The following is a 24,168-nucleotide window of genomic DNA, read 5'->3' on the forward strand; positions in this document are numbered from 1 at the left end:
CCGCCGATAAGGAAGCCTGCACACCATGCGCATCATTTTCATGGGTACCCCCGCCTTCGCCGTGCCCACGCTGGAGGCGATCCTGAACGCTGGTCACGATGTCCTCGCCGTTTATGCGCAGCCGCCCCGACGGGCAGGTCGCGGCAAGAAGCTGCAGCCATCGCCGGTGCAGATCGTGGCGCAGGATAACGGTATCCCGGTGTGCACGCCGGTCACGCTGAAGGGCGCAGGAGAACAAGCGGAGTTTGCAGCGTTGGGAGCAGATGTCGCAGTGGTTGCGGCATACGGCCTCATCCTGCCGGCCGCCGTTCTTGCGGCACCAGTGCATGGCTGCATCAATGTGCACGGCTCCGTCCTGCCGAGGTGGCGCGGGGCAGCGCCTGTGCAACGGGCAATCCTGGCGGGTGATCAGACGACGGGCGTGACCATCATGCAGATGGAGAAAGGGCTGGACACCGGGCCGATGATCGTCACCCGCACCACTCGAACAGGACGCAAGGATGCAGGCACTTTGACAGAGGAGATCGCGCATATGGGTGCTGCGGCCATGGTCGAAGTGCTGGCGCAGCTGCCACATGTCCGGCGCGATCCGCAACCCACGCTGGGCGTGACATATGCACCCAAGATCGACAAAAGCGAGGCACGGCTCGATTTTGACCAAGGTGCAGAAGCGCTGGGGCGGCAGGTGCGTGCCTTTTCACCGCGCCCCGGTGCGTTCTTCGAACTGGCCGGAGAGCGAATCCGTGTACTGGAGGCAGAGGTGATCGGCCGCGAAGGCCCGGTCGCCACCGTGCTTGACGATGTGTTGACGATCGCGTGCAAGTTCGGTGCGCTGCGGCCTACGCTGGTGCAACGTGCGGGCAAGCCTGTCATGGACGTGGCCGACATGCTGCGCGGCAGACCGATCCCGGCAGGGACCGAGATCCGGTGACTCGCTTTGCGCTGACGCTGGAGTTCGACGGCACGCCTTTCATGGGGCTGCAAAGGCAGAAGCATGGCCCGTCAGTCCAGCAGGCCATCGAAACCGCCGCCGCCGCCATCACGCAGGAAGATGTGCGGATGCAGGCGGCAGGGCGGACTGATGCCGGTGTGCACGCGATTGCGATGCGCGCGCATATCGACGTGGAAAAACCGCTGAGCGCGTTTCAGATGATGGAGGCGCTCAACGCCCGGTTGCGCCCACAGCCGATCGCGGTAATCGGTTGCCAGATTGTGGCCGACGCATGGCACGCGCGTTTCTCCTGCATCGAGCGGCGCTATCTTTACCGCATCTGCAACCGCCGCGCGCCGCTTGCCTTGTCGGCTGGCCGTGCCTGGCAAGTCGCACCGCCACTCGATGAAGAGCAGATGCAGGCGGCTGCGCAAATACTGATCGGAACGCATGATTTTACCACCTTTCGCTCCGTCCACTGCCAATCGCAAAGTCCGGTCAAATCGCTGTCCCTGTTGCAGGTGGAGCGATCAGGAGAGGACATCATGATCCACGCCGCGGCGCGCAGTTTCCTGCATCATCAGGTCCGGTCGATGGTCGGTTGCGTCGCGCTGGTTGGCATGGGTCGATGGACGATAGACGATTTGGGAGCCGCACTTGCCGCACGCAATCGCCAGCGGCTTGGCCTCAATGCGCCTGCGCACGGGCTGTATTTCAAAGAAGCGGTCTATGCCGTCGCTGGCTGACCGTGTGTCTTTGCGCCGGTTGCGCGCGGCCGCCGCACCAACAGCAGCCAGGTGACGAGTGCCGCAAAGCCCCCGCCGACGAGATTGGCCGCAAGCTCGGCCAGGTAGATTGCCTCGCCGCCCAAATAGGGCTGCACAAGCCAGGCAATCGGCATCATCAACAGCAACACCCTGCCTGTCGATTGCAGCAATGCAAAGCCTGCCTTGTCAACCGCGTTCAACGCTCCGTTCGAGACGATCAGCAGGCCGTATCCAGCATAACCCCACACCCCGATCTCGATGTAGCGAGTCATTGCACCGATCACCGCTGCGTCGCCGGTGAAAATGCGGGCCAGCGGCCCACGCGCAAGAAAAAGGATAAGTGCAACGGCCAATCCATAGGCAAGGCAGAACCCGCCTGCCGCGATTGCAGCCTTGCGGATCCGTCCATATTCCTGCGCGCCCCAGTTCTGCCCGACGATCGCACCGATGGCTCCCGACAGACCAAGGAGCGGAACCACGGCAAAGCTCTGCAATCGTCCGGCTGCGCCGAAGCCTGCAACCGCTGCCTGGCCTTCGGCAGCAAGAAAACCGGTCAGCACCGCCAACCCGACCGGATTGATCGCATTTGAAAAAGCCGCCGGACCGGTAACCCGCGCCAGCGCCAGCGCGTCCTTTGTGGCAATGGTGCGCAGGGCAGCCAGAGACAGGCCGATGCGGCTCTTGAACAACAATACATAGGCAAGCGCCGCAGCACAGATGAAGCCGCCGGCAGATGCATATGCGGCCCCGCCAACTCCCAGTGGCGCGATCTGAACACCACCAGCCTCAGTTCCGACCAACGCAAGCTCGCCATGGATCAGAAGCGGATCGAGCACCCAGTTCACGGCCGCAAACAGGATGAGGATCGCCATGGAGCGTTTGGCCGCACCTTGGCCGCGCAAGGCGCCATTTGCTCCCATCATCATCAGTTGGATAGGGTAGAACAAGGCATAAGGCACCATATAGGCGTCGATAAGCGGGAGCAGATCATCCTGCGCCTGAAGCAGCTGGAAAAGCGGCATGCGCAGCAGGTAAAGCAATCCTGCCACTGCCACGCCCAGGCAAAGGGAACTTGCAACGCCGAGCATTGCCAGGCTGCGGGCATGTGCCGCATCACCCCTGCCCAGCGCCCTGCTGACAACGGAACTCACTCCGGCCATGACACCGACCCCAAGGCTGGAGAGCGCAGTCGTGACAGGAAAGATGAAGCTGACAGCGGCAAGCTCGGCAGCGCCCAACTGGCCAAGGTAATAGGCGTCAATTATGCCGACCGACATGATTGCGGCCACACCGACCATCAACGGTGCTGCCTGTCGAACCAGATGCAACAGTACCGCGCCTGCAGGCTCCTGCTCGCTTGCCCGCTTGTGCTGATCAACATCTGCACTCATCCTTGCGCAGATATCATGACAGCTGGCGCTACCGAGCGAGCGTCAACAAGCGGCGAATTCTCTGTGCGGCGATGTTTGTGCAGCGAGCCCGGATGCCTGCAGCCCGGCACATTCTTCTTGCAGATCAGGCTGCCCGCCCCACGACACTTTCGGGCAATTCGGTGCCGAACACCCGTTGATAATATTCCGCGACCAGCATCCGCTCTGTCTCGTCGCATTTGTTGAGAAAGGACAGGCGGAACGCAAATCCGACATCGCCGAAAATATGTGCATTCTGCGCCCAGCTGATGACTGTCCGGGGGGAAGCGACTGTTGAAATATCGCCGTTGATAAAGCCTTGGCGCGTAAGGTCAGCGACCTGCACCATCTTGCGCACCATGAGAGGATCGGCTCCCTCGACTTGCGCTTCGACGATGCGGACCTCGGTGGCTTCGGGCAGGTAGTTGAGCCCAACCACGATATTCCAGCGGTCCATCTGTCCCTGGTTGATCGCCTGCGTGCCATGGTAAAGCCCGCTGGTATCGCCAAGGCCGACTGTATTGGCAGTGGCGAACAGGCGGAACCACGGATTGGGCCGGATGACACGGTTCTGGTCCAGCAAGGTCAATTTGCCCGATGTCTCGAGCACGCGCTGGATCACGAACATCACATCCGGACGTCCGGCGTCATATTCGTCGAACACCAGCGCTGTCGGAGTCTGAAACGCCCACGGAAGCAAGCCTTCGCGAAACTCCGTCACCTGCAATCCGTCGCGAAGCACGATGGCATCTCGCCCGACGAGGTCAATCCTGCTGATGTGCGCATCAAGATTGATGCGGACGCACGGCCATTTCAACCGGGCGGCGACCTGTTCGATATGCGTCGATTTGCCAGTGCCATGATAGCCCTGCACCATCACACGGCGGTTGTGTGCAAACCCGGCAAGGATGGCCAGCGTGGTGTCGGGGTCGAACACGTAATTGGCGTCGAGGTCGGGCACCCGCTCGTCGGCGATACTGAAGGCGGGAACCTTCATGTCGATGTCGATGCCGAAGGTTTCGCGCACGTCAACCTGCACGTCAGGCGCGGCAAGCGCGGTTTCGTGGCTGTTGGTGTTCTGGATCAGATCGTTCATTGCAGATCAGCGGTTAGCCACAGCAGAGCCAAGCTGCAACCGCCAAAAGTCGTGCTTGCTTGAAAGGCCAAGGCCGATACGGACAGATCAGCCGAAACGGCTGCGCCGCAGGTGCTGATAGGCGGTGACCACCTGCTGCAGGCGATGTTCATGGCTGCGGTCCCCGCCGTTGCGATCGGGATGGTATCGACGCACCAGTTCAGAATAGCGGCGACGCAGTTGCGGACGGTCTGTATCGGGTGCCAGTCCCAGCACGTGCAATGCCTGCCGATCTTCGGCTGACAGGCCGCGATGCGCATTGGCCCGGTATCGCTGCTGCGGGTGGCGGTCCTGCGCCTTGCGTTCGCGCGCCAGCCGGGCACGCGCTGCAATCGCCTCGAGCGGATCATGGTAATCCGCCCAGCGCGGCACACTGTCGACGCTGGCATGTGCATCATATGCGCGACTGCTGCGCCAGCCCGCGACTGGCGATTGTGCATCCAGTATCTCGTCTGCGCTCATCCCCTTGAAAAAGTCATAACCGGCATTGAACTGCCGGACATGTTCAAGACAGAACCAGAGCCAGTCTCCCGGTCCGTCGAAGCTGGACCGGCGGGCACCGGGCGCGCGAAACTCGCCTGCCTCGGTGCAGCCGGGCGCCTGACATGTGGCGCCGGCATTTTCATGACGGCCGTGAAACTTGTGTCGGGACATGGTCATTGACATGAGATGCGTCCGTGCAGATTTGAAGCCTTGGCAGCGAAGAACAGCCTGTCCGCGGCATGACGCTGCGGTTTTTACGAAAGTCACCCGGTATGAATGCCTATGAACAAGCGCCCGGCACCATCGCTGCCGAGATCGAGAACCGCCTTGTCGCCGCGTTAAGCCCCGCACGACTGGTCGTTACCAACGACAGCGCTGCGCATTCTGGCCACACAGGTGACGATGGCACCGGCGAATCGCATTTTTCTATCCTGATCGAAGCCGAATCACTGGCAGGACTGTCGCGGCTGGATCGCCAGCGCGCCGTGAACAGAGCCTTGGGCGACCTGCCGGGTGAGCGGGTGCATGCCATGGCGATCCGGGCCGGTGCACCGGGGGAGTTTTCCTGAGCGACCTTGTAGCTCACGATGCCCCGCTCGGCTGCGGCTCACGCAGCATGGCTGGATTGCACCGCGTGGCTGGCGCGACTAAGGCCAGAACATGACCACAGCACCGTTGACCTTTGCCATTCCCAAGGGGCGTATCCTTGACGAAGCCCTCCCGCTGATGGCGCAGGCTGGCATCGTTCCCGAAGCGGGTTTCCACGACAAGGCCAATCGCGCGCTCAGTTTTGCGTGCGAAGACAGCACCATCAGGCTGATCCGCGTGCGGGCCTTCGATGTTGCCACCTTTGTCGCGCATGGCGCCGCGCAGGCAGGCATCGTAGGGTCCGACGTGATCGAGGAGTTTGGCTATTCCGACCTTTACGCGCCCGTCGATCTTGATATCGGGCATTGCCATCTTGCCATAGCAGAACCCGTGGACGCAGCCTGCGATCTTGCCAGTGCCAGCCATCTGCGAATCGCCACAAAATATCCCAACATCACGCGCCGCTGGTTCGAGGCAAGAGGTGTTCAGGCAGAATGCGTGAAGCTGAACGGCGCGATGGAGCTTGCCCCGTCGCTCGGTCTTGCCAGCCGCATCGTGGATCTGGTTTCTACCGGTCAGACATTGAAGGACAATGGCATGGTGGAGACGGCAACGATCCTGCCCGTATCGGCCCGGCTCATCGTCAACCGCGTCGCCTTCAAGACAGACAGCGCGCGGCTCGGTCCGCTTGTCGAACGGTTCCGCGCGCTTGCCACCCACCGGCAGGCAGCCTGATGCAGCGGCTGGAAAGCAGCGCTCCCGGCTTTGCAAAGGCTTTTGCCAGCATCGTTGCGGATCGACGGGATAGCGGCGCCGATGTCGCGCAGGATGTGGCCAGGATCATCGCCAACGTAAAAGCGCATGGCGATGAAGCACTTGCCGATTATACCAGCCGGTTTGACGATCACCGGCTGGAGACCGATGCCGACTGGCGTATTGCTCCTGAAGAATGCGCGCGCGCGCATGCCGCACTGGAGCCGGCGCTGCGCGCTGCGCTGCACCTCGCTGCCGACAGGATCGCTGCATACCACCGCGCGCAATTGCCCGAGGATCGCGACTACCGCGACGCTGACGGCGTGCGGCTTGGCGCAAGATGGCGCGCGGTAGACGCAGCCGGGCTTTATGTACCGGGCGGGAGGGCGGCCTATCCATCCTCCTTGCTGATGAACGCCATTCCTGCACGCGTTGCTGGCGTGTCCCGGCTCGTGGTGGCGACCCCGACCCCCAAAGGCGCGATCAATCCGCTGGTGCTGGCGGCTGCGCATGTCGCTCAGGTGGACGAGATCTGGCGCGTTGGCGGTGCACAGGCAATCGCTGCGCTGGCACATGGCACGCAGCGCATCGCCGCTGTCGATGTCGTGACCGGTCCCGGCAACGCATGGGTGGCGGAAGCCAAGCGGCAGCTTTATGGAACGGTCGGGATCGACATGGTGGCCGGGCCTTCCGAAATCCTCGTCATTGCCGATGGCGCAAACGATCCGGCGCATATCGCTGCTGACCTTTTGAGCCAGGCAGAACACGATCCCTTGGCGCAGGCCATCCTCATCACCGACAGCACGGCGCTTGCAGATGCGGTGGAGGCTGCTGTCATGGCTCAACTGCGTGGCCTTGCCTCAGCGCAGGTCGCGCAGCGCAGCTGGGAGGATCATGGCGTGATCATCACCATCGCCTCCCTTGCAGAGGCTGCGGAGCTTGCCAATGCGCTCGCAGCAGAGCATGTCGAGCTTGCCATTGCCGATCCAGAGCCGTTCCTCGACACGATCCGTCACGCAGGATCCGTGTTCATGGGGCGGCACACTCCCGAAGCGGTCGGAGATTACATTGCCGGCCCCAATCACGTCCTGCCCACCGGCAGGCGCGCGCGTTTCGCCAGCGGATTGTCAGTGCTGGATTTCATGAAGCGCACCAGCTTCATCGAGCTCGACGCACCGGCGCTGGCCGCCATCGGCCCTGCGGCCATTGCGCTTGCAGAAGCGGAAGGCTTGCCGGCCCACGCGCGCTCTGTCGCCATCCGGCTGCCACAAGGAGAACATCGATGAGCATTTCCCTACACCGCGCATTGGTGCCGCAGTGGGTGCAGCTTGCCCGCTCTGCACATTCCATGATCGGCAAGGCGCAGCAACATGTCGAGACAGGCGCAATATCGCAGGCCGAGCTTGTGAATGCCCGGCTGACTGACGATATGGCGCCGCTTGCCTATCAGGTGAAATCGATACGCAGCCATTCTGTTGGCGCAATCGAGGGCATACGTGCCGGCACATTTTCACCATCGTCGATGGACGGGCCTGCTACGCTTGACGAAGCAGCAGAACTGCTGGCGCAGACGATTGCCGAGCTGGAGGCAGTCGACCCGACCGAGTTCAACGCCTTGCATGACCGGCATGTAGAATTTCGGTACAATGATTTTGCGATGCCGTTTACGGGTGAAAACTTCCTGTTCTCGTTTTCGCAGCCCAACGTGTATTTTCACACAACGACTGCCTATGCGATCCTCAGGCATATGGGCGTCAAAATTGGCAAACTTGATTACCTCGGCCTTGTCTGGAAAAGGCAGTGACCGAACCTGCTGCCCGTGAAAGCTCCGGCAAGCGTTCCCGATCGCGCTCTGCTGCGCGCCTTGCAGCGGTGCAGGCCCTTTACCAGCTGGACATGGAGCATGCGCCGGTAACCCGTCTGCTGAACGAGTTTCATCAGCATCGGTTGGGCCGCGAGATCGAGGATGCCCAGTATGCCGACGCCGAAGTCGCGTTCTTCGACGATGTGGTAAAGGGAGTCGATGCCCGCCGCGAGGAAATCGACCGCACCATCGCGGCACGACTGGCCAAGGGTTGGGCGCTGGCGCGGCTCGACCGGACCATGCTGCAGATCCTGCGCTGCGGCACTTATGAACTGATCGCCCGGCCTGATGTGCCCCTGCCCAGCGTGATCACGGAATATCTCGATGTTGCTCACGCCTTCTTCGACCAGCGGGAAGCCAATTTTGTAAACGGCCTGCTGGACGCAATCGGCAAGGAAGTGCGCGGCTGATCGCGCATTTGTCATGACAGCCGAAGCTGCCTTCATCGAGGCCATGCGCACTCTGGCTTGCAGTGACGCAGCGCGCGGGCTGAACGATGATGCCGCAGTGCTCCAGGCCGACGGACCGCTGGTGGTGACACACGACATAATGGTGGAAGGCGTGCATTGGCTGCCCGGGCAAGATGCCGCCGATGTCGCATGGAAACTGGTGGCGACAAATCTATCCGATCTGGCCGCGAAAGGATGTGCGCCAGTGGGGCTGGTCCTTGGCTACATGCTTGGCGATACGGCGTGGAACGCGCGTTTCGTTCTTGGTCTGCGCGATGTGCTGCAACGATTTGATGCTCCGCTGATTGGCGGCGATACCGTGTCGCAGGCAAGTGCTGGTCCGCGCAGCCTCGGGCTTACCGCGATCGGCAGGCCGGCGCGAAACCCTCCACCGGCGCGAGCCGACGCGGCAGCGGGACAGCGCGTCTGGGTTACTGGTATCCTGGGGGCAGCGCTGGCAGGCTTCGAGGCGTTGCAAGCCGGCAACAACGATCCCGACCTGACCGCGCCATACCGCCGGCCGGTCCCGTTGATCAGCCAGGGGATTGCACTGGCTCCTGTGGTCGGCGGGATGATGGACGTTTCGGACGGCCTGTTGCTCGATGCCGGGCGCATGGCCATCGCAAGCGGTACTACCCTGGCAATCGACAGCGCCGCTGTTCCTGTGCATGCCGCGCTTGCAGATCGCCGCATGGAAGGGATGACCTGGGGCGACGATTACCAATTGCTGTTCACGCTTGACCCGCAGCTTCATGCGCCTGTCGCCGCCACTTGCATCGGCAGGGTCCTGCCACGCGGACCTGTGCCGCTGCTGATCGATGGCGCCGCTCCCGATGCTGCAATGCAGCTTGGCTTTTTGCATGAAGGCACAAGTGCGGCACTGAACAGGGACAAGTAAAGATCGCTTGCCAGATGGATGTGACCGTGTAGCTTCCATGGTGACAAAGCACCCGCGCAGACGGGGCGTGACAAATCTTTGGGGGGATGCGTTGTGGATCTTGTTCTGATCGCGATTGTTCTGGGCCTGCTGGCCATCATCTACGGCTTTGTCACCAGCAGGCAGGTACTGCGCGCCGATCCCGGCAACGCAAGGATGCAGGAAATCGCCGCAGCGATCCAGGAAGGGGCACAGGCCTATCTGAAGCGGCAATACACCACCATCGCCATCGTCGGTATCGTGGTTGCAATATTGGTGGCGATCTTCCTGGGGGCGGTTTCTGCAATCGGATTTGTCATCGGCGCCATCCTGTCGGGCGTGGCTGGCTTCATCGGCATGAATATATCAGTGCGGGCTAACGTCCGCACCGCCGCAGCTGCGCAGACCGGTTTGCAGCAGGGGCTTACCCTCGCCTTTCGTGCCGGCGCGATCACCGGCCTGCTGGTAGCGGGCCTGGCCCTGCTTGCCATTGCGGGCTTCTATTACGGGCTCACAACCCTTGGGGGTTACACTGTCGGCATGGGCGATCGGACTGTGGTCGACGGATTGGTTGCACTGGCATTCGGCGCATCGCTGATCTCGATCTTTGCCCGGCTGGGCGGCGGCATTTTCACCAAGGCGGCGGATGTCGGTGCCGATCTCGTCGGCAAGGTGGAGGCGGGCATCCCCGAAGATGACCCCCGCAACCCGGCTGTCATTGCTGACAATGTGGGCGACAATGTGGGCGATTGCGCGGGCATGGCGGCCGATCTGTTCGAGACCTATGTTGTCACCGTTGGCGCAACCATGGTGCTGACGGCATTGCTGCTGACAGGTGCGGGCGACGCATTGCCCGGCCTGATGGCCTTGCCGCTGCTGATCGGCGGCGTGTGCATCGTCACCAGCATCATCGGCACCTATTTTGTAAAACTGGGCAAGAGCAATTCGATCATGGGCGCCATGTACAAGGGCTTTCTGGTCACCGCCATTCTGTCCGTGCCAGCAATCTGGCTGGTGATGCAATGGGTGCTGGGCGACATGAATGCGCCGGTGGGCGGAGGTCTGCTGGAAGGCGTGCGCAACATCGACGCGGGCGCACCGCTGGCCGAGGAAGGTACCTCCTCCCTGGTGGGCGGGTTCACCGGCTGGGGGTTGTTCTGGTCCGCCATGGTCGGGCTGGCGATTACCGGACTGATCATCTGGATCACCGAATATTATACTGGCACGCAGTTCCGGCCCGTGCGTTCCATTGCCAAGGCTTCGGAAACAGGACACGGCACCAACGTCATTCAGGGGCTCGCCATCAGCCTGGAGGCAACGGCACTGCCCACCATTGTGATTGTCGCCGGCATTGTTGTTACCTATCAGCTTGCCGGCTTGATGGGCATTGCCTATGCGGCCACCGCTATGCTGGCACTGGCAGGTATGGTGGTTGCGCTTGACGCTTATGGCCCCGTTACCGACAACGCTGGCGGCATCGCGGAGATGGCGTCCATGGACGACACTGTCCGTGCGCGCACCGATGCACTCGATGCGGTTGGCAACACGACCAAAGCGGTGACCAAGGGCTACGCGATCGGGTCGGCCGGGTTGGCGGCACTGGTGCTGTTTGCAGCCTATACTACTGATCTCGCGGAATACTTCCCGCTGCTTGATGTCGATTTCAGTCTTGAAAACCCTTACGTCATCGTGGGTCTGCTGCTTGGTGCGCTGCTTCCCTATCTGTTCGCGGCGATGGGCATGACCGCCGTCGGCCGGGCGGCAGGCGATGTTGTAAAAGACGTGCGCGACCAGTTTGCTGCCGACAAGGGAATCATGGCTGGTACATCAAAGCCCGACTATGCCCGCACCGTCGATCTGGTTACCAAGGCGGCAATCAAGGAGATGATCATTCCCTCGCTCCTGCCCGTGCTGGCCCCGATTGTCGTCTTCTTCGTCATCACCGGAGTTGCTGGCGCGCAGAACGGGCTGGCGGCGCTGGGTGCCTTGTTGCTCGGCGTGATCGTCGGCGGCCTGTTTGTCGCATTGTCGATGACCAGCGGCGGCGGTGCCTGGGACAATGCCAAGAAGTACATTGAAGATGGCAATCATGGCGGAAAGGGCAGCGAAGCACACAAGGCGGCGGTGACAGGCGACACGGTGGGCGACCCTTACAAGGACACTGCCGGGCCTGCGATCAACCCCATGATCAAGATCACGAATATCGTCGCGCTGCTGCTGCTTGCGGCCATTGCCGGGTAGGCACTTGTGGGCTTGGTGACCTTTGGAGCAGCAGTAGCGATTGACGCGCTGCATTGTGCAGGGCACTGAAACGCGCCATGCAAGACAATGATGACGATCCGTTCGATGACACGATTTCAGCCGAACAAAGCGTAGCCCAGCTGGTGCAGCTGCTGACGCTCGAGCGTCACGATGAGAACAGTTTCACCGGCAGGCGCAAGATCGGTGGCAAAGGCCGGATTTTTGGCGGACAAGCGGTTGCTCAGGCGCTGGCCGCTGCGCAGGCCACTGTACCTGCCGGACGTGATGCCCATTCGCTGCACGCCTACTTCCTTCGCGGCGGCGACGAAGATTTCCCGGTCGACTATGCCGTAGCGCGCGACTTCGACGGGCGCAGCTTTTCCAATCGCCGGGTAATCGCATCGCAAAATGGCAAGCCGATCCTGAACCTTACCGCATCGTTCCACAAGGATGAGCAGGGGCTTGAGCATCAACTGCCGATGCCTGAGGTGCAGCAGCCCGAGGACATGCTGGCGGAGGCGGATTACTACCGCCTTTATACCGGCGCGGAACCGCCCCGGATCGCCCTGCTGCACAAGAGCCGAGGCTATGAGGTGCGGCTGCCAGCAGGAAAACCCGGCGACGGTTCGCCCCCTGAACCCTCCCACATGTGGTTCCGCACGCCGGCACCTCTTCCCGATGACCCGGCGATGCACAGGCTGGTGCTTGCCTATCTGAGCGATTACGGCCTGCTTGGCGCGGCATCAATCCCCCATCGGGTCGTGTGGCGTTCAGGCGAGATGGTGGGCGCAAGCCTCGATCACGCCGTCTGGTTCCACAAGGAAGTCCGTGCAGACCAGTGGATGCTTTATGTGCTGGATTCGCCGTGGGCAGGCAATGCGCTGGGGTTTTCGCGCGGGCGATTTTACAGCCATGATGGCCGGCTGGTCGCTTCCACAGCGCAGGAAGGGCTGATGCGGGTCAAGCAGCCCGCCGCTTGAGTTTTCGCGCCGGCAACAATCATGCTGCGGCAGTGTCAATGCAGCCGCCACGCCATGCCTGATACCTGGCCAACCGCACCTGTGCAGCATCTACCCCCGACTGCGCGCGTAGATGCGCTCGACCTTGCCCGCGGGATTGCCGTGCTCGGCATCCTGGTCATCAACATGCCCGGGTTTGCAGGTCCCTGGCCGACTGTGCTGAACCCTGACTGGAATGGCCAGGCATCACGTGTCGATCTTGTCAGCTTTTCGCTGGCCTGGCTGTTCTTCGAAGGCAAGATGCGGGCATTGTTCACGATCCTGTTCGGCGTGGGCATGGCAGTCTTCCTGCAGCGCCGCGGGATGGCCGCAGGTCGGTCGGCGCAGCTTCGCCGTCTCGCCTGGCTTGGTGTTTTTGGCTATTTGCATTTTCTCGTATTCTGGTGGGGAGACATCCTGTTCCTCTACGCAGCCGCCGGCATGATCTGCCTTGCATTCGCAGGGCAGCCGCCCGCTCGGCTGATCACCTTGGGTGCTCTGGGAATTGTGGCTTTTACGGCATACGGCCTGCTTGCAGTCGGCCCGATGCTGCTAACCGTGGATGCGGTTCACGCAGGCAGCGCCAGCCCTGAACAATTGGCATGGCTGAACGATTACATGCGCTATCTGGAGGCGGAAATCCGCACTGGCTTGGCGGAACAAATGCTTGGCATGGCAGACCAGATTGCCAGACGTCTGGCGGAACGGCCGTTATACCCTGTGAACGCGCTCCATCCCGCCAGCTTTGAAACAGTCCCGCTCATGCTGATGGGCATGGGTCTGGGCAAGGCGCGTTTTCATGCAGGCGGTGTCTCCAGGCCGGTGATGAAAGCGATCGTCGGGGTCGGCATCGGCACTGGCCTGTGCTGGGCTGCGGCGCAGCTTGTCTGGTTGCTGGCCATGGATCTGCCACTGGCAGGCTCAACCCTGCTGCCGTTTTATCTCGGATTGCCCGGACGTGCAGCAATGGCAATCGGCTATCTGGCCGCCGTCGTGCTCTGGTCCCAGGCGATGATGCAAGGTGTCGTCGGCCGTGCCCTGGCGGCAGCCGGACGTATGGCGTTCAGCAATTATCTGCTTTGCTCGATCATCATGACTTTCGTGTTGCACGGCTGGGGACTGGGCCTCGCAGCGCGTGACTGGAGTTATGCGCAGTTGATGGGCTTTGTCATTGCGGGCTGGATCGTAATGCTCGCCTGGTCGCAACCTTGGCTTCGCCGGTTTGGCACCGGGCCGCTGGAGTGGGTCTGGCGCCAGCTTGTCAGGCTGACGTAGCGGCGATCCGCGGAAGAATGGAACCTCGGAGGCAAAAACCTATTGCTAATGCGATATGCTCGCATTATGACGGAGATGCATCAGAGAGGGTCAAAGCATGATCGTTTGCATCTGCAATGCCATTCGTGAGAACCAACTACGCGACGCCGCGCGAGCCGGACCTGGCGATGTAGAGCATGTGTACCGCCAGCTTGGGTGCCATGCGCAATGCCGCCAATGCTTCGAGGAGGCTGGCGAAATCCTTCAAGAGGAGCGGTGCTGCGTCGCCTGACCGTGTTTGACGGCGGCCCGGGCTTGAACTGCATCTGTATTGCGCGCATGTTGCGGCGCATCTCATCCCGCAAATGCAGAAAGTTTCGCCATGAAAGGTGACGCCACCGTCATTGAATACCTCAACAAGGCACTCACCAACGAGCTTACGGCCATCAACCAGTACTGGTTGCACTATCGCATGTTCGATCATTGGGGAATGGCCCGTCTCGCTGAATATGAGCGCCACGAATCCATTGATGAAATGAAGCATGCCGATTGGCTGGCCGATCGCATCTTCATGCTGGACGGGCTGCCGAATTTTCAGGCGATCAACCGGTTGAAGATCGGTGAGACGGTCGAGGAGATCCTGAAAGCGGATCTGGCGATGGAACATGAGGCGATCCCTGTCCTGCGCGAAGGTATCGAGCAGTGCGAAAAAGTCAGCGATTTCGTCAGTCGGGAATTGTTGGTGCGCATCCTTGAAAACGAGGAGGAGCACGTTGATCACCTCGAGACGCAGTTCGAGATGATCGCGCGCATGGGGCTTAATAACTATGTCCAGTTGCAGTCCGCGCCCATTGACGACGAAAAGCACGAGGTAAACTTCTCCGGGAGAAATCGCGGCTAGATCTGCTGCTTGCGCAGCGCTGTCATTTCTTCTTCGCGAACGGATTGACAGGGCTGCGCAAACTCAGCCGCACCGGCACCGAGCCAAAACCCAGGTCGCGCCTGATGCCGTTTACCAGATAACGACGGTAGCTTTCCGGCAATTGGTCGAGCCTGGTGCCGAACAGCACGAAACCAGGCGGTCGGGTGCGCACCTGCGTAATATACCGCAGCTTGATCCGCTTGCCGCCAGGAGCCGGTGGCGGATTGGCAGCAAGGGCATCGTCGAACCAGCGATTGAGAGCGGCAGTGGGCACACGCGTGTTCCAGATCTCGCGCAGTTCGAACGCAGCTGACAGCATTGCGTCCAACCCCTTGCCCGTCCGGGCCGACACCGCGATCAGCGGAATACCACGCGCCTGTGCCAACCCATCTTCAAGCGCCGCACGAATTCCGTTGAACAGACCCGAAGGATCCTCGGCAATGTCCCATTTGTTTATGGCGACCATCAACGCGCGACCTTCTTCGATTACATGGCTCGCAATTTTCAGATCCTGATGCTCCAGCCCCTGCGTCGCATCGAGCAGAAGGACCACCACCTCGGCAAAGTCGACCGCATGCCGGGCATCGGCAACAGCAAGCTTTTCAAGCTTTTCAGTGACGCGCGCACGTTTGCGCATGCCGGCAGTGTCAATCAGGCTGAGGGGGCGCAGCTCTCCGCTTGCGCGGTCGCGCCACTCCCAGTCCACCGCGATGGAATCGCGCGTGATCCCCGCTTCCGGTCCGGTCAGCAGGCGGTCTTCCGCAAGCAGCCGGTTGATCAGCGTTGATTTACCGGCATTGGGACGTCCAACGATCGCCAGCTGCAACCTGCCAAGCGGCACATCTTCATCATCAATGCTGCTTTCGCCATCCGCCTGCAGCGGCTCTAGGTGAGGCCGCAACGCCTGAAAGAGATCCGCAACCCCCTCACCGTGTTCGGCAGATAATGCCACCGGCTCGCCCAGACCTAGCGAGTAACCATCAAAAATACCGCTGTCGCCTGCTCGGCCTTCAGCCTTGTTTGCCACAACCACGACAGGAAGGTCGCTGCTGCGTAACCAGCGCGCAATTTCCTCATCCAGCGGCGTCAACCCCGCACGCGAGTCGTAAACGAACAGCGCCAGTGCGGCACCATGGAGCGCTGCCTCTGTCTGCATGCGCATCCGCCCGGGAAGGCTGTCCGGATCCTCGTCCTCCCAGCCGGCTGTGTCGACAATGGAAAACTTCAGCCCAAGCAGTTCTGCGGGACCTATCCGGCGATCACGGGTTACTCCTGGCTGATCGTCTACCAGCGCCAGTTTCTTTCCAACCAAGCGGTTGAACAGAGTGGATTTGCCAACATTGGGCCGGCCGATGATTATGACTTGCGGGAGCATGGCATCAACTGGCCCGCTGCGCCATTTTGCGCAAGTGAATTGACAGGATCAATCCGTGCTGCTGGCCGGATCGTCACTTGCGTGAACAGAGCCATGATCTTGCACATCTTCATACCACGCCTCTACAGGGCCGTTCAGTCGGACGGTCAGAGGCCTGCCCTTGCGATCCATCGTCTTGCCGGCTTGCACCCGAACCCAACCTTGGGAAATGCAATATTCCTCGATGTCGCGGCGCTGCACCCCCTTGAACCGGATGCCGACGCCACGACCCAGCCGATCTGCATCGAAGAACGGGCTGTCAGGGTCAATCGCCAACCTGTCAGGTGGTGTTTGCTCGCTTTCGCTGCGTGATGTATGCTCGGTCATGAAGTGCAGCTCTAAATACACACGGGAGCTTGTCAATCACCGCACCGTCTGTCAAAGGCCAGACACGCTGAAATCGCCGGATCGGGTCCGGCCAAAGTCGACAGCGGGCGCGTAGCTCAGTGGTAGAGCACACCCTTCACACGGGTGGGGTCGCAGGTTCAATCCCTGCCGCGCCCACCATGTTTTCAATGACTTGGAAGAGATGGCCTGCGTTTTCATGAAAAAACATGGAAACTTTTGTGGGCATCTGCGAACAGCGGCGGTGACTTTCGCAAGCTGAGGGTTTTGCTTTCGGCTGTGCAGGCCTCGACTGGATTTCGGCTACGAACCAAAAGGTTAAGGCTTTTTCACGTTTCTCTGGCAGATGCCGCTGTCACGGAACGAGAACAAATATGCCAGTTCATCAACCTATCCTCCCGGCAAAGGCCGTCGCGCTTGTGGAAGCGAGAAATCTCGAAGGCGCGGGATCGCTTTTAGCCGACTTTGCTGCTGCCGGATTGATCAAAACCTATTCGCTCATGCGCGAAATAAGGCCAGTGGGGAGCCCGACCGAGACAGTTCCAGATTCTCAAATCCCCCCCCAAGGAGTGGGATCGAATTATCGAATCGGGCAGTGTCGACGTGGCCTTGAACGGCGGCACTGTTCGGCTGGAAGGATCGCAACTGAAGGGTGGCATACCTTCGGTCCAAATTACCGGCGTCAGTTTCTCTGAAGCGTCGCTGGTCAAAGTTCTGGATCGCTACTGCGCGCAGTCACTAATTTGCGCAACAAAGGCGCTCTCAATACCAATTCCCGAGACCCCCACGGAAGCTTCTTCTCTAATCTCTCGTGTTGGCGAACCGAACAAGAAGGAAGTGCCTCCGGTCAAGCCAGGTGACCTGACGGCATCGGTTGCGCAGGCCATGCAAGCAACCAGCCTGGGTCGCACTAAAATCGACCAATTGATGCGGGATGGAACACTCGTAAGAAGAAAGGTCGGAAATCGCACGTTGATCACGGTCGAAAGCATCGAGCGTTTGGTCGGCACGAAAGTTGATGTGTGATAATTCAAAGTCTTCATTAGGCATGGAAAATGCGACCGGGGGACAGTAGCCAGACGCAGAGCAATCGATCTGTGAGCCACGGCAGCTATACCCTTAATTCGGTCGTTCCGGTTACCGCCGCACAACCAAATAGCTGCCGTTCACTGAAATCAGAAATGAACCTGGATCTCAGACTCTCTTAACGGCAAAATAGCTTTCTCCCACGCCCACAACCGCAGCCGAAGATCGAAGCAATTCACTGGCCTGCGCCGCGGGGGCCGCACGAAAGTCATGACGTGGAGGGCTGCCCGCGACGCGCCAGTATCCGAAGCCCTGATCAAGGAGGATCAGAACACTTTCTCCGCTGGCAAATTCCATTTCGAGCTTCCGGCCGTGGCCCGAGTTTTCGACGACCTGCAGATCGACATCCAGATCGAACCGTCCGCCCAGAAACTTGGCAACCTCGGCTCGGTCTTCCTCGAACTCCCAGTCATGAAATATCCGATGGGGTGCGCGGTCCTTCTTCAATGGCTGGACAAGAACATCAACTTCAACGCGCCTCTCTCCCTTCAATTCAGCGGTAAGCGCTTCGCACGTCCGCAAAAACAGGAGCATTGGCAAGGGCGCATTGAGATAGCGGTCGGTATAAGCGATCCTCACAAGGGAGCCCGGCTTCCAGACACCTGCGGTTTTCAATTGCTGCTTCAGCTTAGATCCAAAGCGTTTGCCAAACTGGCCGACCGGGCATTGGCCAAACCCCTGCATGAGTTCGACCTGGTCACTAGCCGCGACCTGCCGCTCCATATCCTCAGGGTTGATCAAGCTGTAGGCAGCGCGATCACCTAAGGTGCCGGCGACTACGGCATGGGTATCGCCGACACCCCAACGCTCGCCTGGCTGCGCCGCGTTCACGTCGCGCGAGAAGAATCCTGTGGCGCGATCAGTTGAGACCAATTCGGCTAGTCGTTTGCTCTCGAAAGGTCCATTTTCTGCCTTGCCCAAGGCGAGCGCGAATTCGAAGCGCACCGACGCGTCACGCAGGAATCTCCGCTCAACCTCTTCCAAGTTCTCAAATGATTTGGGATCGAGGACAATTACCGCAGGCACTCCGCGTGCCGAGACTGCCGAAAAGAACGACCGCATCTTGGTCGAGGTCAGCTGAGCTAGGTCGAACGAGACCGGCAGGAAAACGGAGATGCTGTCTCCGCTGCGCGCCCTCAGCAAAATCGTGTTCGCCGCATCATTGATGGCCCTGGCATCGGCAACTGCCCGATCTTCTTCAGGCAGTTCGGCATTCGTCTCAAGGAATGTCCGCACTGCAGACAGAGCGGAACGCCTATCGAGGCGGCCTTGCTGCTTGTAGAGATCGGCGGCAAGCACGCAGGCCGAGCAACCCATCTCGCACTCTTTGGGGCAATCAAGCACGCGCCCGGCGCGCTCAAAAACGTGATAGATCTCGTCGAGTAATCGTGGTGCGTATCCCGCACCGCCCGACGCTTCATCGAACAGGTAGACCGATGGTGCCCTTCTGCCGAGCTTGCCATCTCTGGCGGCCACCGAGATCCCGAGTTCTCGCGGCTCGATACCCAACCAACGAGCGAGACCCTCGCGCAAGGCTGCACCCAGCGCCCAGGCCGCGCCGTCGCTTTCGAGCCGCGGCAGTTGCACCTCGACCACGTCGGTGAGAACTTCGTGGCCCAAGGCGAGGGAGGCTGTAATTGCGTAGCCTTCATCATTACCCAGACAGCGATCGATCGCTTTTTTGTCCCTAGGCGTAAGCGGCCTGTGATCCGTGAGAGCATCGGTCCCTGCATCTCCGGCACGTCCGCATTCGAGGCAAATCTCGTAGCCCTTGTCATCGGGGCCGCGCGAACGATGGTAGATAAATCCGTCGTGCGAAGCACGAATCCGGCCGCTCTCCGGCTGCAACAACGGCTGCCATAGAGCGTCGCCAACGCTGACCCTGGGAGTCTTCGGTTCGATATACACGGCCTGATCAGTGTCTGCATGGGGCTGCGCATTCCAGTCCACACGGAACCCGGCAGGTTCGAGAAACTGCTCAAAATTGATGTTTCGTTCACCGCAATGGTCACAGTGATCCGTCATCTGGTGGGCGCTTCCCGCACCGCCACAGTGATCGCACCACCACGCCCAGCGCAGGTTCTGGGGCTCGCGCTGACCGCTGTCTATTGGGCTCAGCCAGTTGAGAGTTACCCCGGCTGACTTCCAGACCAGACCGTCAACCACAACCTCGGCCCCAGGGGCATACTCGCGGATGGCTATGTCGGCATTCCGTGTCGGGCAATCGTAGCGCCGATCGCGAGCACCTTCTTCATCCGCCCGCTTGCGCTCCTGCTTCTTCTGGGTCTCAGCGCACAGGGTGTCGAACGGAACAACCGCGGTCGGGAAGCCACTGCCAGGGATGAGCGATCGATTCGCGAGTTCCTTCAGGAGAAACTCCTTGCACAGCCGCCGTGACTGGAACTCAATGGCCTTCTTTGCAGGGCCTTCGAGTGCGTCCGCATCCTCTTTGAGGCGTTGCCAGGTGCGCCGGAAGTTTGCTGTCTCCCTGGCGAACATTTCCGCCGTGTGCCCCCGGATCTCGGTGTCGTAATCAAGCTCGGTTCCCCTGAGGAGCCGTTGGAGGCCTTTATCCATGTCCGACGCTGTCGTCGGAAGCCCGAGCCACTCGCAAAAGGCGTCAACCGGAGCGATTCCTTCGAAGGGGCGCAGGTCCGAGCGGCATCCGAAGAAATCGCCGGTCTTTGTCCGGGCAAATTCACCACCCACTTCGCAAAACCACTGCGACAGCAGATAAGCGTTGGCGTGACGCTGGGCGATACGGTCGGAATCGAGTGACACGCGCGGAGAGGCCAGCTTGCGGCGAAGGTAGCCTGCCGGATCGGCAAAGGTTTCGAGGTCGAGCGGTGTGTTGCGGGCGATCGTGAGGCTTGTCGAGAAGCCCTGTCCGCGGCGGCCCGCGCGGCCGGCCCGCTGGTTATAGTTGGCGATCGAGGGAGGAACGTTGGTCATGAGAACGGCTTCGATCGAGCCGATGTCGACACCCATTTCCATCGTTGTCGAGCAGGCAAGCAGGTTGATGTCGCCTGCTTTGAACTGCTCCTCGAAATCTCTCAGCCGCTGCGGAGGCTGCTGCGCACTGTGCTCTTCGGCTCGCAGATACGGAGTCGCGAGCGCGGCCTGATCGTGCCAGTTCATCCAGATCCCGCGCTCGCGAAGGGTCGATACTTCTTCGTTCGCCTCGAGCCACGTCGCTATCTTCTGACGCTCCTCCGTCGAAAGTGGCCTTATCTCGGGAAGGCGTGGAAACTCCACCTCGCCAGCAAGCTGGCTAGCGAACATTTTCCCTGCGCTGACTAGATTGGGCGACTTACCAAAAACCAATCGCGGCAAGACACGGCGGGTCAGCGGGCACTGCCAGGCCTTGCCCACCGCCTCGACCTCGGCCGTCTTCTCGAGGCGCAGGCTGTAAGTCCCGCCAACTCCCGACAGAAGGGGCGCGAGCTGAACCCAGGCAGCTCGCATCAGCTGATTAATTTCATGACGCCCCCGTTCCGAGGAGAGATCGAGGTCTAAAGCCGCGTCCAGAAGGAGAATGGAGTCGGGCTGCCGCCCGTACGAATTGACTGTTGGCCAAGAGACGTCGCGCTTTGCGCCTGGGGGCTGATCGGGTCCAATCACATTGCGGGGGCGAGCGCGTCCTGGCATCCAGCGAGCATCACCGTCATCGACCTCAAGGGCGAACCGACCGCGCAGATAATCGACCAAATAATAAAGGAAATCACGCCAGTGCTCGATCGAATAGCCTTTCTGGCCCACGATCTCCGGCAGCTTGTCCTGATTAATTCTCTCGATATCCGGGAAGCGGAGCCGCGCAAGTCCGAGCGTTTCCATTGCGTTGGCATTTCGCGGTCGACGGGCGAGTTCCCGCAAAATCATGAAGCGGGCGAGCGCCTCACGGTTGTCATGGAAGCGTTCGCTGCGATCCAGATCCCAGACTTTAGCCATCATTCCAATGGCTGGCTCCGCGGCTAGCGCGGACACGAGGTCCTTCCACGGCACGCCTGCTGCACCTCCACCACCGAGTTCGACGTCAATCTTCGCGATGTCGTCCCTGAACGCCGGCATATCGGCCACGAGCCCCGCCAGAGCGGCTCTCTTGCTAAGCAGCTCCTCTCTGCGCTCTCCGGTCAGGTCACCGCCCTGGGCAGCCTTCTGCACGGCATGGTAGATAAAGCCGCGGACGAACCCGCGTTCGCCATTGTTTTCGATGTTCGCGGCAAAGCGCGCGGTCCCTTGCCTGCTGTCCGAGAAGCTGATCAGCTGGCGGCCGTTGAACGGCAGTGCATGCTCCGCCTGATGAGCCGAAACACCCTCAAGGAGGATCGGGGCAGCGTTCTGGGTGAGGAACGGCGTACCGAAACGGAAGGGAAAAACTGCGGGTCGGCCGCGCCGCTTGTTTCCCAGACACGACGGGCAGCGCCCTTCATCCAGCTGTGTTAGGTGGAAATGGCCAGTCTCTCCGGTGAATTCGCCATTAGTAACATCGAAGCCGGTGGCGCTTGCTTCGGCTTTCGGATTGATGGCTATCAGGCGCGGATGGCCGATCCCATCAGGCTGTTCGTCTTCCTCCGCATCATCATGATCCCGCTCCCGGTAGCTGTCTTCCCGGAATTCGTCGGCATCGTGATCGCTTCCGCGAGGCTGAATTCGGTCGCCCAAGTCATCGGCCGGCAGGAAAGGCTCGCCGCAATCGAGGCAATTCTGGATTTCAAACACCATCGACTGGCAATGCGGGCATTGGTCCCTCTGCTCGAACAAGATGGTGCCAAAGGGCCAGTCTTGGGGCCGCATTTCCCCGGAGCAGGCGAGATTAATGCAGGTCCACAACCCGCGAATTGCCCGCGTGAAGCTGTGCGCCCGCATCGGCAGGACGGGCTTCGCCTCGCTTGCGTTATGCGCGGACAAGTCGATCAGAACCTGTTCGGCGTTCGGGGCCAGCGTTCTGAGTGAGGCAAGGGTTTGCGGTTCCCGCTCCAGCCTTTCGGCGATCGTCTGCGCCGCCGGATCGTCGGACGCAGTCAGGACCTTCGAAAGGTCGACCGGCTGAGGCTTGCCCACGACGACATGCGCGCGATCGAGCGGAACGCCGACAATGTCGGCAAGAAATCTCTGGAGGTCTTCCTGCGCTTTCTCATCGTCGGCTGATCCGATCGTGGCGGACGTTGCGACAAACCGAACGTGCTCTGGCGTTACGTCGAAAGCGTTCATCACCCTCCGCAACAGGAGCGAAAGCTCTGCCGCAGCCGAGCCGATGTAGCTGTGCGCTTCGTCGATCACGATCCAGCGCAGCTGGCCCCGCGATGCCTCGAGGATCGGACGATCCTCACGCCGGATCGTCATATATTCGAGCATCGTCTGGTTTGTGACGAGGATTGGCGGCGGGTTGGCGCGAAGGGTTTCGCGGTAGAGGACCTGATGAGGAATCTCGTGCTCGGCCTTGTCGCGGTTGGACTTTCGCGCCGTTCCCATCAGACCGTTGTAGAGAGCAAAACGCACATCACCGCAAAGCGGCTTTGTCCAAGCTGTCAGACGTTTCTCCTGGCTCGCGATAAGAGCATTGAGCGGATAAAGCATCAGGGCCCTAACCCCGGTCAGCGCACCTTCCGTTTCGGCCTTGCGAACAAGGTCATCGAGCATCGGAACAAGGAAGCATTCGGTCTTTCCCGAGCCAGTACCGCTAGACACCAGAACGGATTGCGGGTCGTCAGCGCTCAAAAGCTGCCAAGTCTTTAGCTGGTGGGCATAGGCCGGGTAATCGAAGCGCAGATCGGCGAGCGACGTCTGGGTGATTGCATCAATCGTGCGCGCGTGCAGGAGCGTCTGCAGCTGATCAGGCCGCTTGCCCGATGAAACGTAACCGGGGGCCGCCTGAAAGAGCTGCTCGGACAGAAGCCCGCCGTTAGCAGGCTCTGCTCCAGCGAGATTCCTCCGGAGAAATGCATTGAGGCCTTCGTGCCGGATGCCTGCCCGCGAAACGATTGCTTCGGCAAGACCAGTCCGCAGCCGCTGGTGAACCTCCATAGGCGACAACCGGGAAAAGGGAGAGGTATCACTGGCGGCCATTCTTGAGCTCCGAAAGGGCATAGCCATAGGCTTTTGCGAAATAGTCAGGGTGGCGTCGTTCGACGTCCTTCACGGTGAGGGTTTGCTCCTTGTCGAGAACGACGCGGTCATAGGCCGACAGCGCGGCGGCAAAGGGGGCATCGAAAACCCGCATCAGTGCCTCGACGAAATTTTCGCCGGGCAGCAGGTCGCCGAAATCGCGGCGGAAAGGATTGAACCCGCCGGCATCCATGTTGATGCCCTCGCTTGTGTGGCTGGTGAAGTGGTGGCGGACCTCATCCCAAGCCAGCGGCGAGTAGTTGCGACACATCAGGGGGGCCAGTTGTGGCGCTCGGGCGGCAATCTCGTTCTGGCGTTCGGAGATGTTTGCCAATGCCCACTGAGGATCAGCGAGTTTGCTGACCAGAAATGCGCCCTGCGCTTGGAAGGCCGTGTCCCAGGCTCCGATCGGCAGAAGCGTCCAACTCGAACACAGCCCGTCGAACAGCTCGAGGATCGCAGAGAGATGCTGCTCCTCGCAGCGATAGAGAAGCAGGGGCGCGAGAGG

General features: G+C 60.7%; 20 protein-coding genes, 1 tRNA gene and 1 pseudogene. 15 read left to right on the plus strand and 7 right to left on the minus strand.

Features of this window, described 5'->3' with window-relative positions:
* Positions 1–25: 25 nt before the first annotated feature.
* Together fmt and truA are read left to right on the plus strand one after the other, a co-directional pair.
* Complete coding sequence (gene fmt / locus RM533_RS05215; protein WP_311340130.1) at positions 26–931, plus strand: methionyl-tRNA formyltransferase; 906 nt, start codon at positions 26–28, stop codon at positions 929–931.
* On the plus strand, positions 928–1,677 hold the full coding sequence (truA, locus tag RM533_RS05220) for a tRNA pseudouridine(38-40) synthase TruA (RefSeq protein ID WP_311340131.1): 750 nt from the start codon (positions 928–930) through the stop codon (positions 1,675–1,677). Before fmt ends, truA begins: the two co-directional genes overlap by 4 nt.
* Here truA and RM533_RS05225 read toward each other — a convergent pair.
* From RM533_RS05225 to RM533_RS05235, 3 genes are all read right to left on the minus strand, one after another.
* On the minus strand, positions 1,659–3,089 hold the full coding sequence (locus RM533_RS05225) for an MATE family efflux transporter (protein ID WP_311340132.1): 1,431 nt from the start codon (positions 3,087–3,089) through the stop codon (positions 1,659–1,661). The genes truA and RM533_RS05225 overlap by 19 nt on opposite strands.
* A gap of 124 nt (positions 3,090–3,213) precedes the next feature.
* Positions 3,214–4,203 (minus strand): AAA family ATPase, encoded by a 990-nt coding sequence (locus tag RM533_RS05230; protein ID WP_311340133.1) that lies wholly within the window; start codon positions 4,201–4,203, stop codon positions 3,214–3,216.
* An 87-nt stretch (positions 4,204–4,290) separates the two neighbouring features.
* Positions 4,291–4,896, minus strand: coding sequence for a J domain-containing protein (locus tag RM533_RS05235; protein ID WP_311340181.1), 606 nt, complete (start codon positions 4,894–4,896; stop codon positions 4,291–4,293).
* Between the two features lie 68 nt (positions 4,897–4,964).
* Here RM533_RS05235 and RM533_RS05240 point away from each other — a divergent pair, with 68 nt between their 5' ends.
* The 11 genes from RM533_RS05240 (at position 4,965) to bfr (ending at position 14,689) form a co-directional block, all read left to right on the plus strand.
* Positions 4,965–5,294 carry a BolA family protein gene (locus RM533_RS05240; protein WP_311340134.1) on the plus strand — a complete coding sequence of 110 codons (330 nt, stop codon included), beginning with the start codon at positions 4,965–4,967 and terminating at the stop codon, positions 5,292–5,294.
* Between the two features lie 91 nt (positions 5,295–5,385).
* On the plus strand, positions 5,386–6,048 hold the full coding sequence (hisG, locus tag RM533_RS05245) for an ATP phosphoribosyltransferase (RefSeq protein WP_311340135.1): 663 nt from the start codon (positions 5,386–5,388) through the stop codon (positions 6,046–6,048).
* Positions 6,048–7,352 (plus strand): histidinol dehydrogenase, encoded by a 1,305-nt coding sequence (gene hisD, locus RM533_RS05250; protein WP_311340136.1) that lies wholly within the window; start codon positions 6,048–6,050, stop codon positions 7,350–7,352. Before hisG ends, hisD begins: the two co-directional genes overlap by 1 nt.
* Positions 7,349–7,870, plus strand: coding sequence for a DUF1993 domain-containing protein (locus RM533_RS05255; RefSeq protein WP_311340137.1), 522 nt, complete (start codon positions 7,349–7,351; stop codon positions 7,868–7,870). The genes hisD and RM533_RS05255 overlap by 4 nt, the downstream gene beginning before the upstream one ends.
* Positions 7,867–8,340, plus strand: coding sequence for a transcription antitermination factor NusB (gene nusB / locus RM533_RS05260; RefSeq protein WP_311340138.1), 474 nt, complete (start codon positions 7,867–7,869; stop codon positions 8,338–8,340). Before RM533_RS05255 ends, nusB begins: the two co-directional genes overlap by 4 nt.
* A gap of 13 nt (positions 8,341–8,353) precedes the next feature.
* Positions 8,354–9,277: a thiamine-phosphate kinase gene (gene thiL, locus RM533_RS05265; protein ID WP_311340139.1), complete on the plus strand. Its 924-nt coding sequence runs from the start codon at positions 8,354–8,356 to the stop codon at positions 9,275–9,277.
* A 93-nt stretch (positions 9,278–9,370) separates the two neighbouring features.
* Positions 9,371–11,536 (plus strand): sodium-translocating pyrophosphatase, encoded by a 2,166-nt coding sequence (locus RM533_RS05270; RefSeq protein ID WP_311340140.1) that lies wholly within the window; start codon positions 9,371–9,373, stop codon positions 11,534–11,536.
* A gap of 77 nt (positions 11,537–11,613) precedes the next feature.
* The gene (locus RM533_RS05275) at positions 11,614–12,516 is read left to right on the plus strand and encodes an acyl-CoA thioesterase (protein WP_311340141.1); all 903 of its coding nucleotides are present in this window, start codon (positions 11,614–11,616) and stop codon (positions 12,514–12,516) included.
* Between the two features lie 54 nt (positions 12,517–12,570).
* Positions 12,571–13,809, plus strand: a complete 1,239-nt coding sequence (locus RM533_RS05280) for a DUF418 domain-containing protein (protein WP_311340142.1) — start codon at positions 12,571–12,573, stop codon at positions 13,807–13,809.
* Positions 13,810–13,906: 97 nt separating this feature from the next.
* Complete coding sequence (locus RM533_RS05285) at positions 13,907–14,080, plus strand: (2Fe-2S)-binding protein (protein ID WP_311340143.1); 174 nt, start codon at positions 13,907–13,909, stop codon at positions 14,078–14,080.
* Positions 14,081–14,170: 90 nt separating this feature from the next.
* Entirely contained in the window at positions 14,171–14,689 is a 519-nt protein-coding gene (bfr, locus tag RM533_RS05290; RefSeq protein ID WP_311340144.1) for a bacterioferritin, read from the plus strand.
* 22 nt (positions 14,690–14,711) lie between these two features.
* Here the strand turns inward: bfr and der are convergent, their stop codons facing one another.
* Positions 14,712–16,085, minus strand: a complete 1,374-nt coding sequence (der, locus tag RM533_RS05295) for a ribosome biogenesis GTPase Der (RefSeq protein WP_311340145.1) — start codon at positions 16,083–16,085, stop codon at positions 14,712–14,714.
* Between the two features lie 48 nt (positions 16,086–16,133).
* Positions 16,134–16,451 carry a DUF3297 family protein gene (locus tag RM533_RS05300; RefSeq protein WP_311340146.1) on the minus strand — a complete coding sequence of 106 codons (318 nt, stop codon included), beginning with the start codon at positions 16,449–16,451 and terminating at the stop codon, positions 16,134–16,136.
* A 105-nt stretch (positions 16,452–16,556) separates the two neighbouring features.
* On the opposite strand from RM533_RS05300, the gene RM533_RS05305 reads away from it, so the two are divergent.
* Positions 16,557–16,631, plus strand: a tRNA-Val gene (locus RM533_RS05305).
* A 441-nt stretch (positions 16,632–17,072) separates the two neighbouring features.
* Positions 17,073–17,495, plus strand: coding sequence for a hypothetical protein (locus RM533_RS05310; RefSeq protein WP_311340147.1), 423 nt, complete (start codon positions 17,073–17,075; stop codon positions 17,493–17,495).
* A gap of 168 nt (positions 17,496–17,663) precedes the next feature.
* On the opposite strand, the gene RM533_RS05315 is transcribed toward RM533_RS05310, so the two are convergent.
* Entirely contained in the window at positions 17,664–23,621 is a 5,958-nt protein-coding gene (locus RM533_RS05315; protein ID WP_311340148.1) for a DEAD/DEAH box helicase, read from the minus strand.
* Positions 23,608–24,168 (minus strand): annotated as a pseudogene (locus RM533_RS05320) (STY4851/ECs_5259 family protein); the annotation flags it as partial. The pseudogene RM533_RS05320 and the gene RM533_RS05315, both read right to left, overlap by 14 nt.

The organism is Croceicoccus esteveae (assembly GCF_031846435.1).
Classification (GTDB): Bacteria; Pseudomonadota; Alphaproteobacteria; order Sphingomonadales; family Sphingomonadaceae; genus Croceicoccus; species Croceicoccus esteveae.

Bases quoted from the DNA above. Each gene is read 5' to 3' on its own strand.
- fmt (WP_311340130.1), top strand. From the start codon at position 26: ATGCGCATCATTTTCATGGGTACCCCCGCCTTCGCCGTGCCCACGCTG.
- RM533_RS05225 (WP_311340132.1), bottom strand. From the start codon at position 3,089: ATGAGTGCAGATGTTGATCAGCACAAGCGGGCAAGCGAGCAGGAGCCT.
- RM533_RS05230 (WP_311340133.1), bottom strand. From the start codon at position 4,203: ATGAACGATCTGATCCAGAACACCAACAGCCACGAAACCGCGCTTGCC.
- RM533_RS05235 (WP_311340181.1), bottom strand. From the start codon at position 4,896: ATGTCCCGACACAAGTTTCACGGCCGTCATGAAAATGCCGGCGCCACA.
- RM533_RS05240 (WP_311340134.1), top strand. From the start codon at position 4,965: ATGACGCTGCGGTTTTTACGAAAGTCACCCGGTATGAATGCCTATGAA.
- hisG (WP_311340135.1), top strand. From the start codon at position 5,386: ATGACCACAGCACCGTTGACCTTTGCCATTCCCAAGGGGCGTATCCTT.
- hisD (WP_311340136.1), top strand. From the start codon at position 6,048: ATGCAGCGGCTGGAAAGCAGCGCTCCCGGCTTTGCAAAGGCTTTTGCC.
- RM533_RS05255 (WP_311340137.1), top strand. From the start codon at position 7,349: ATGAGCATTTCCCTACACCGCGCATTGGTGCCGCAGTGGGTGCAGCTT.
- thiL (WP_311340139.1), top strand. From the start codon at position 8,354: ATGACAGCCGAAGCTGCCTTCATCGAGGCCATGCGCACTCTGGCTTGC.
- RM533_RS05275 (WP_311340141.1), top strand. From the start codon at position 11,614: ATGCAAGACAATGATGACGATCCGTTCGATGACACGATTTCAGCCGAA.
- RM533_RS05280 (WP_311340142.1), top strand. From the start codon at position 12,571: ATGCCTGATACCTGGCCAACCGCACCTGTGCAGCATCTACCCCCGACT.
- RM533_RS05285 (WP_311340143.1), top strand. From the start codon at position 13,907: ATGATCGTTTGCATCTGCAATGCCATTCGTGAGAACCAACTACGCGAC.
- bfr (WP_311340144.1), top strand. From the start codon at position 14,171: ATGAAAGGTGACGCCACCGTCATTGAATACCTCAACAAGGCACTCACC.
- der (WP_311340145.1), bottom strand. From the start codon at position 16,085: ATGCTCCCGCAAGTCATAATCATCGGCCGGCCCAATGTTGGCAAATCC.
- RM533_RS05300 (WP_311340146.1), bottom strand. From the start codon at position 16,451: ATGACCGAGCATACATCACGCAGCGAAAGCGAGCAAACACCACCTGAC.
- RM533_RS05315 (WP_311340148.1), bottom strand. From the start codon at position 23,621: ATGGCCGCCAGTGATACCTCTCCCTTTTCCCGGTTGTCGCCTATGGAG.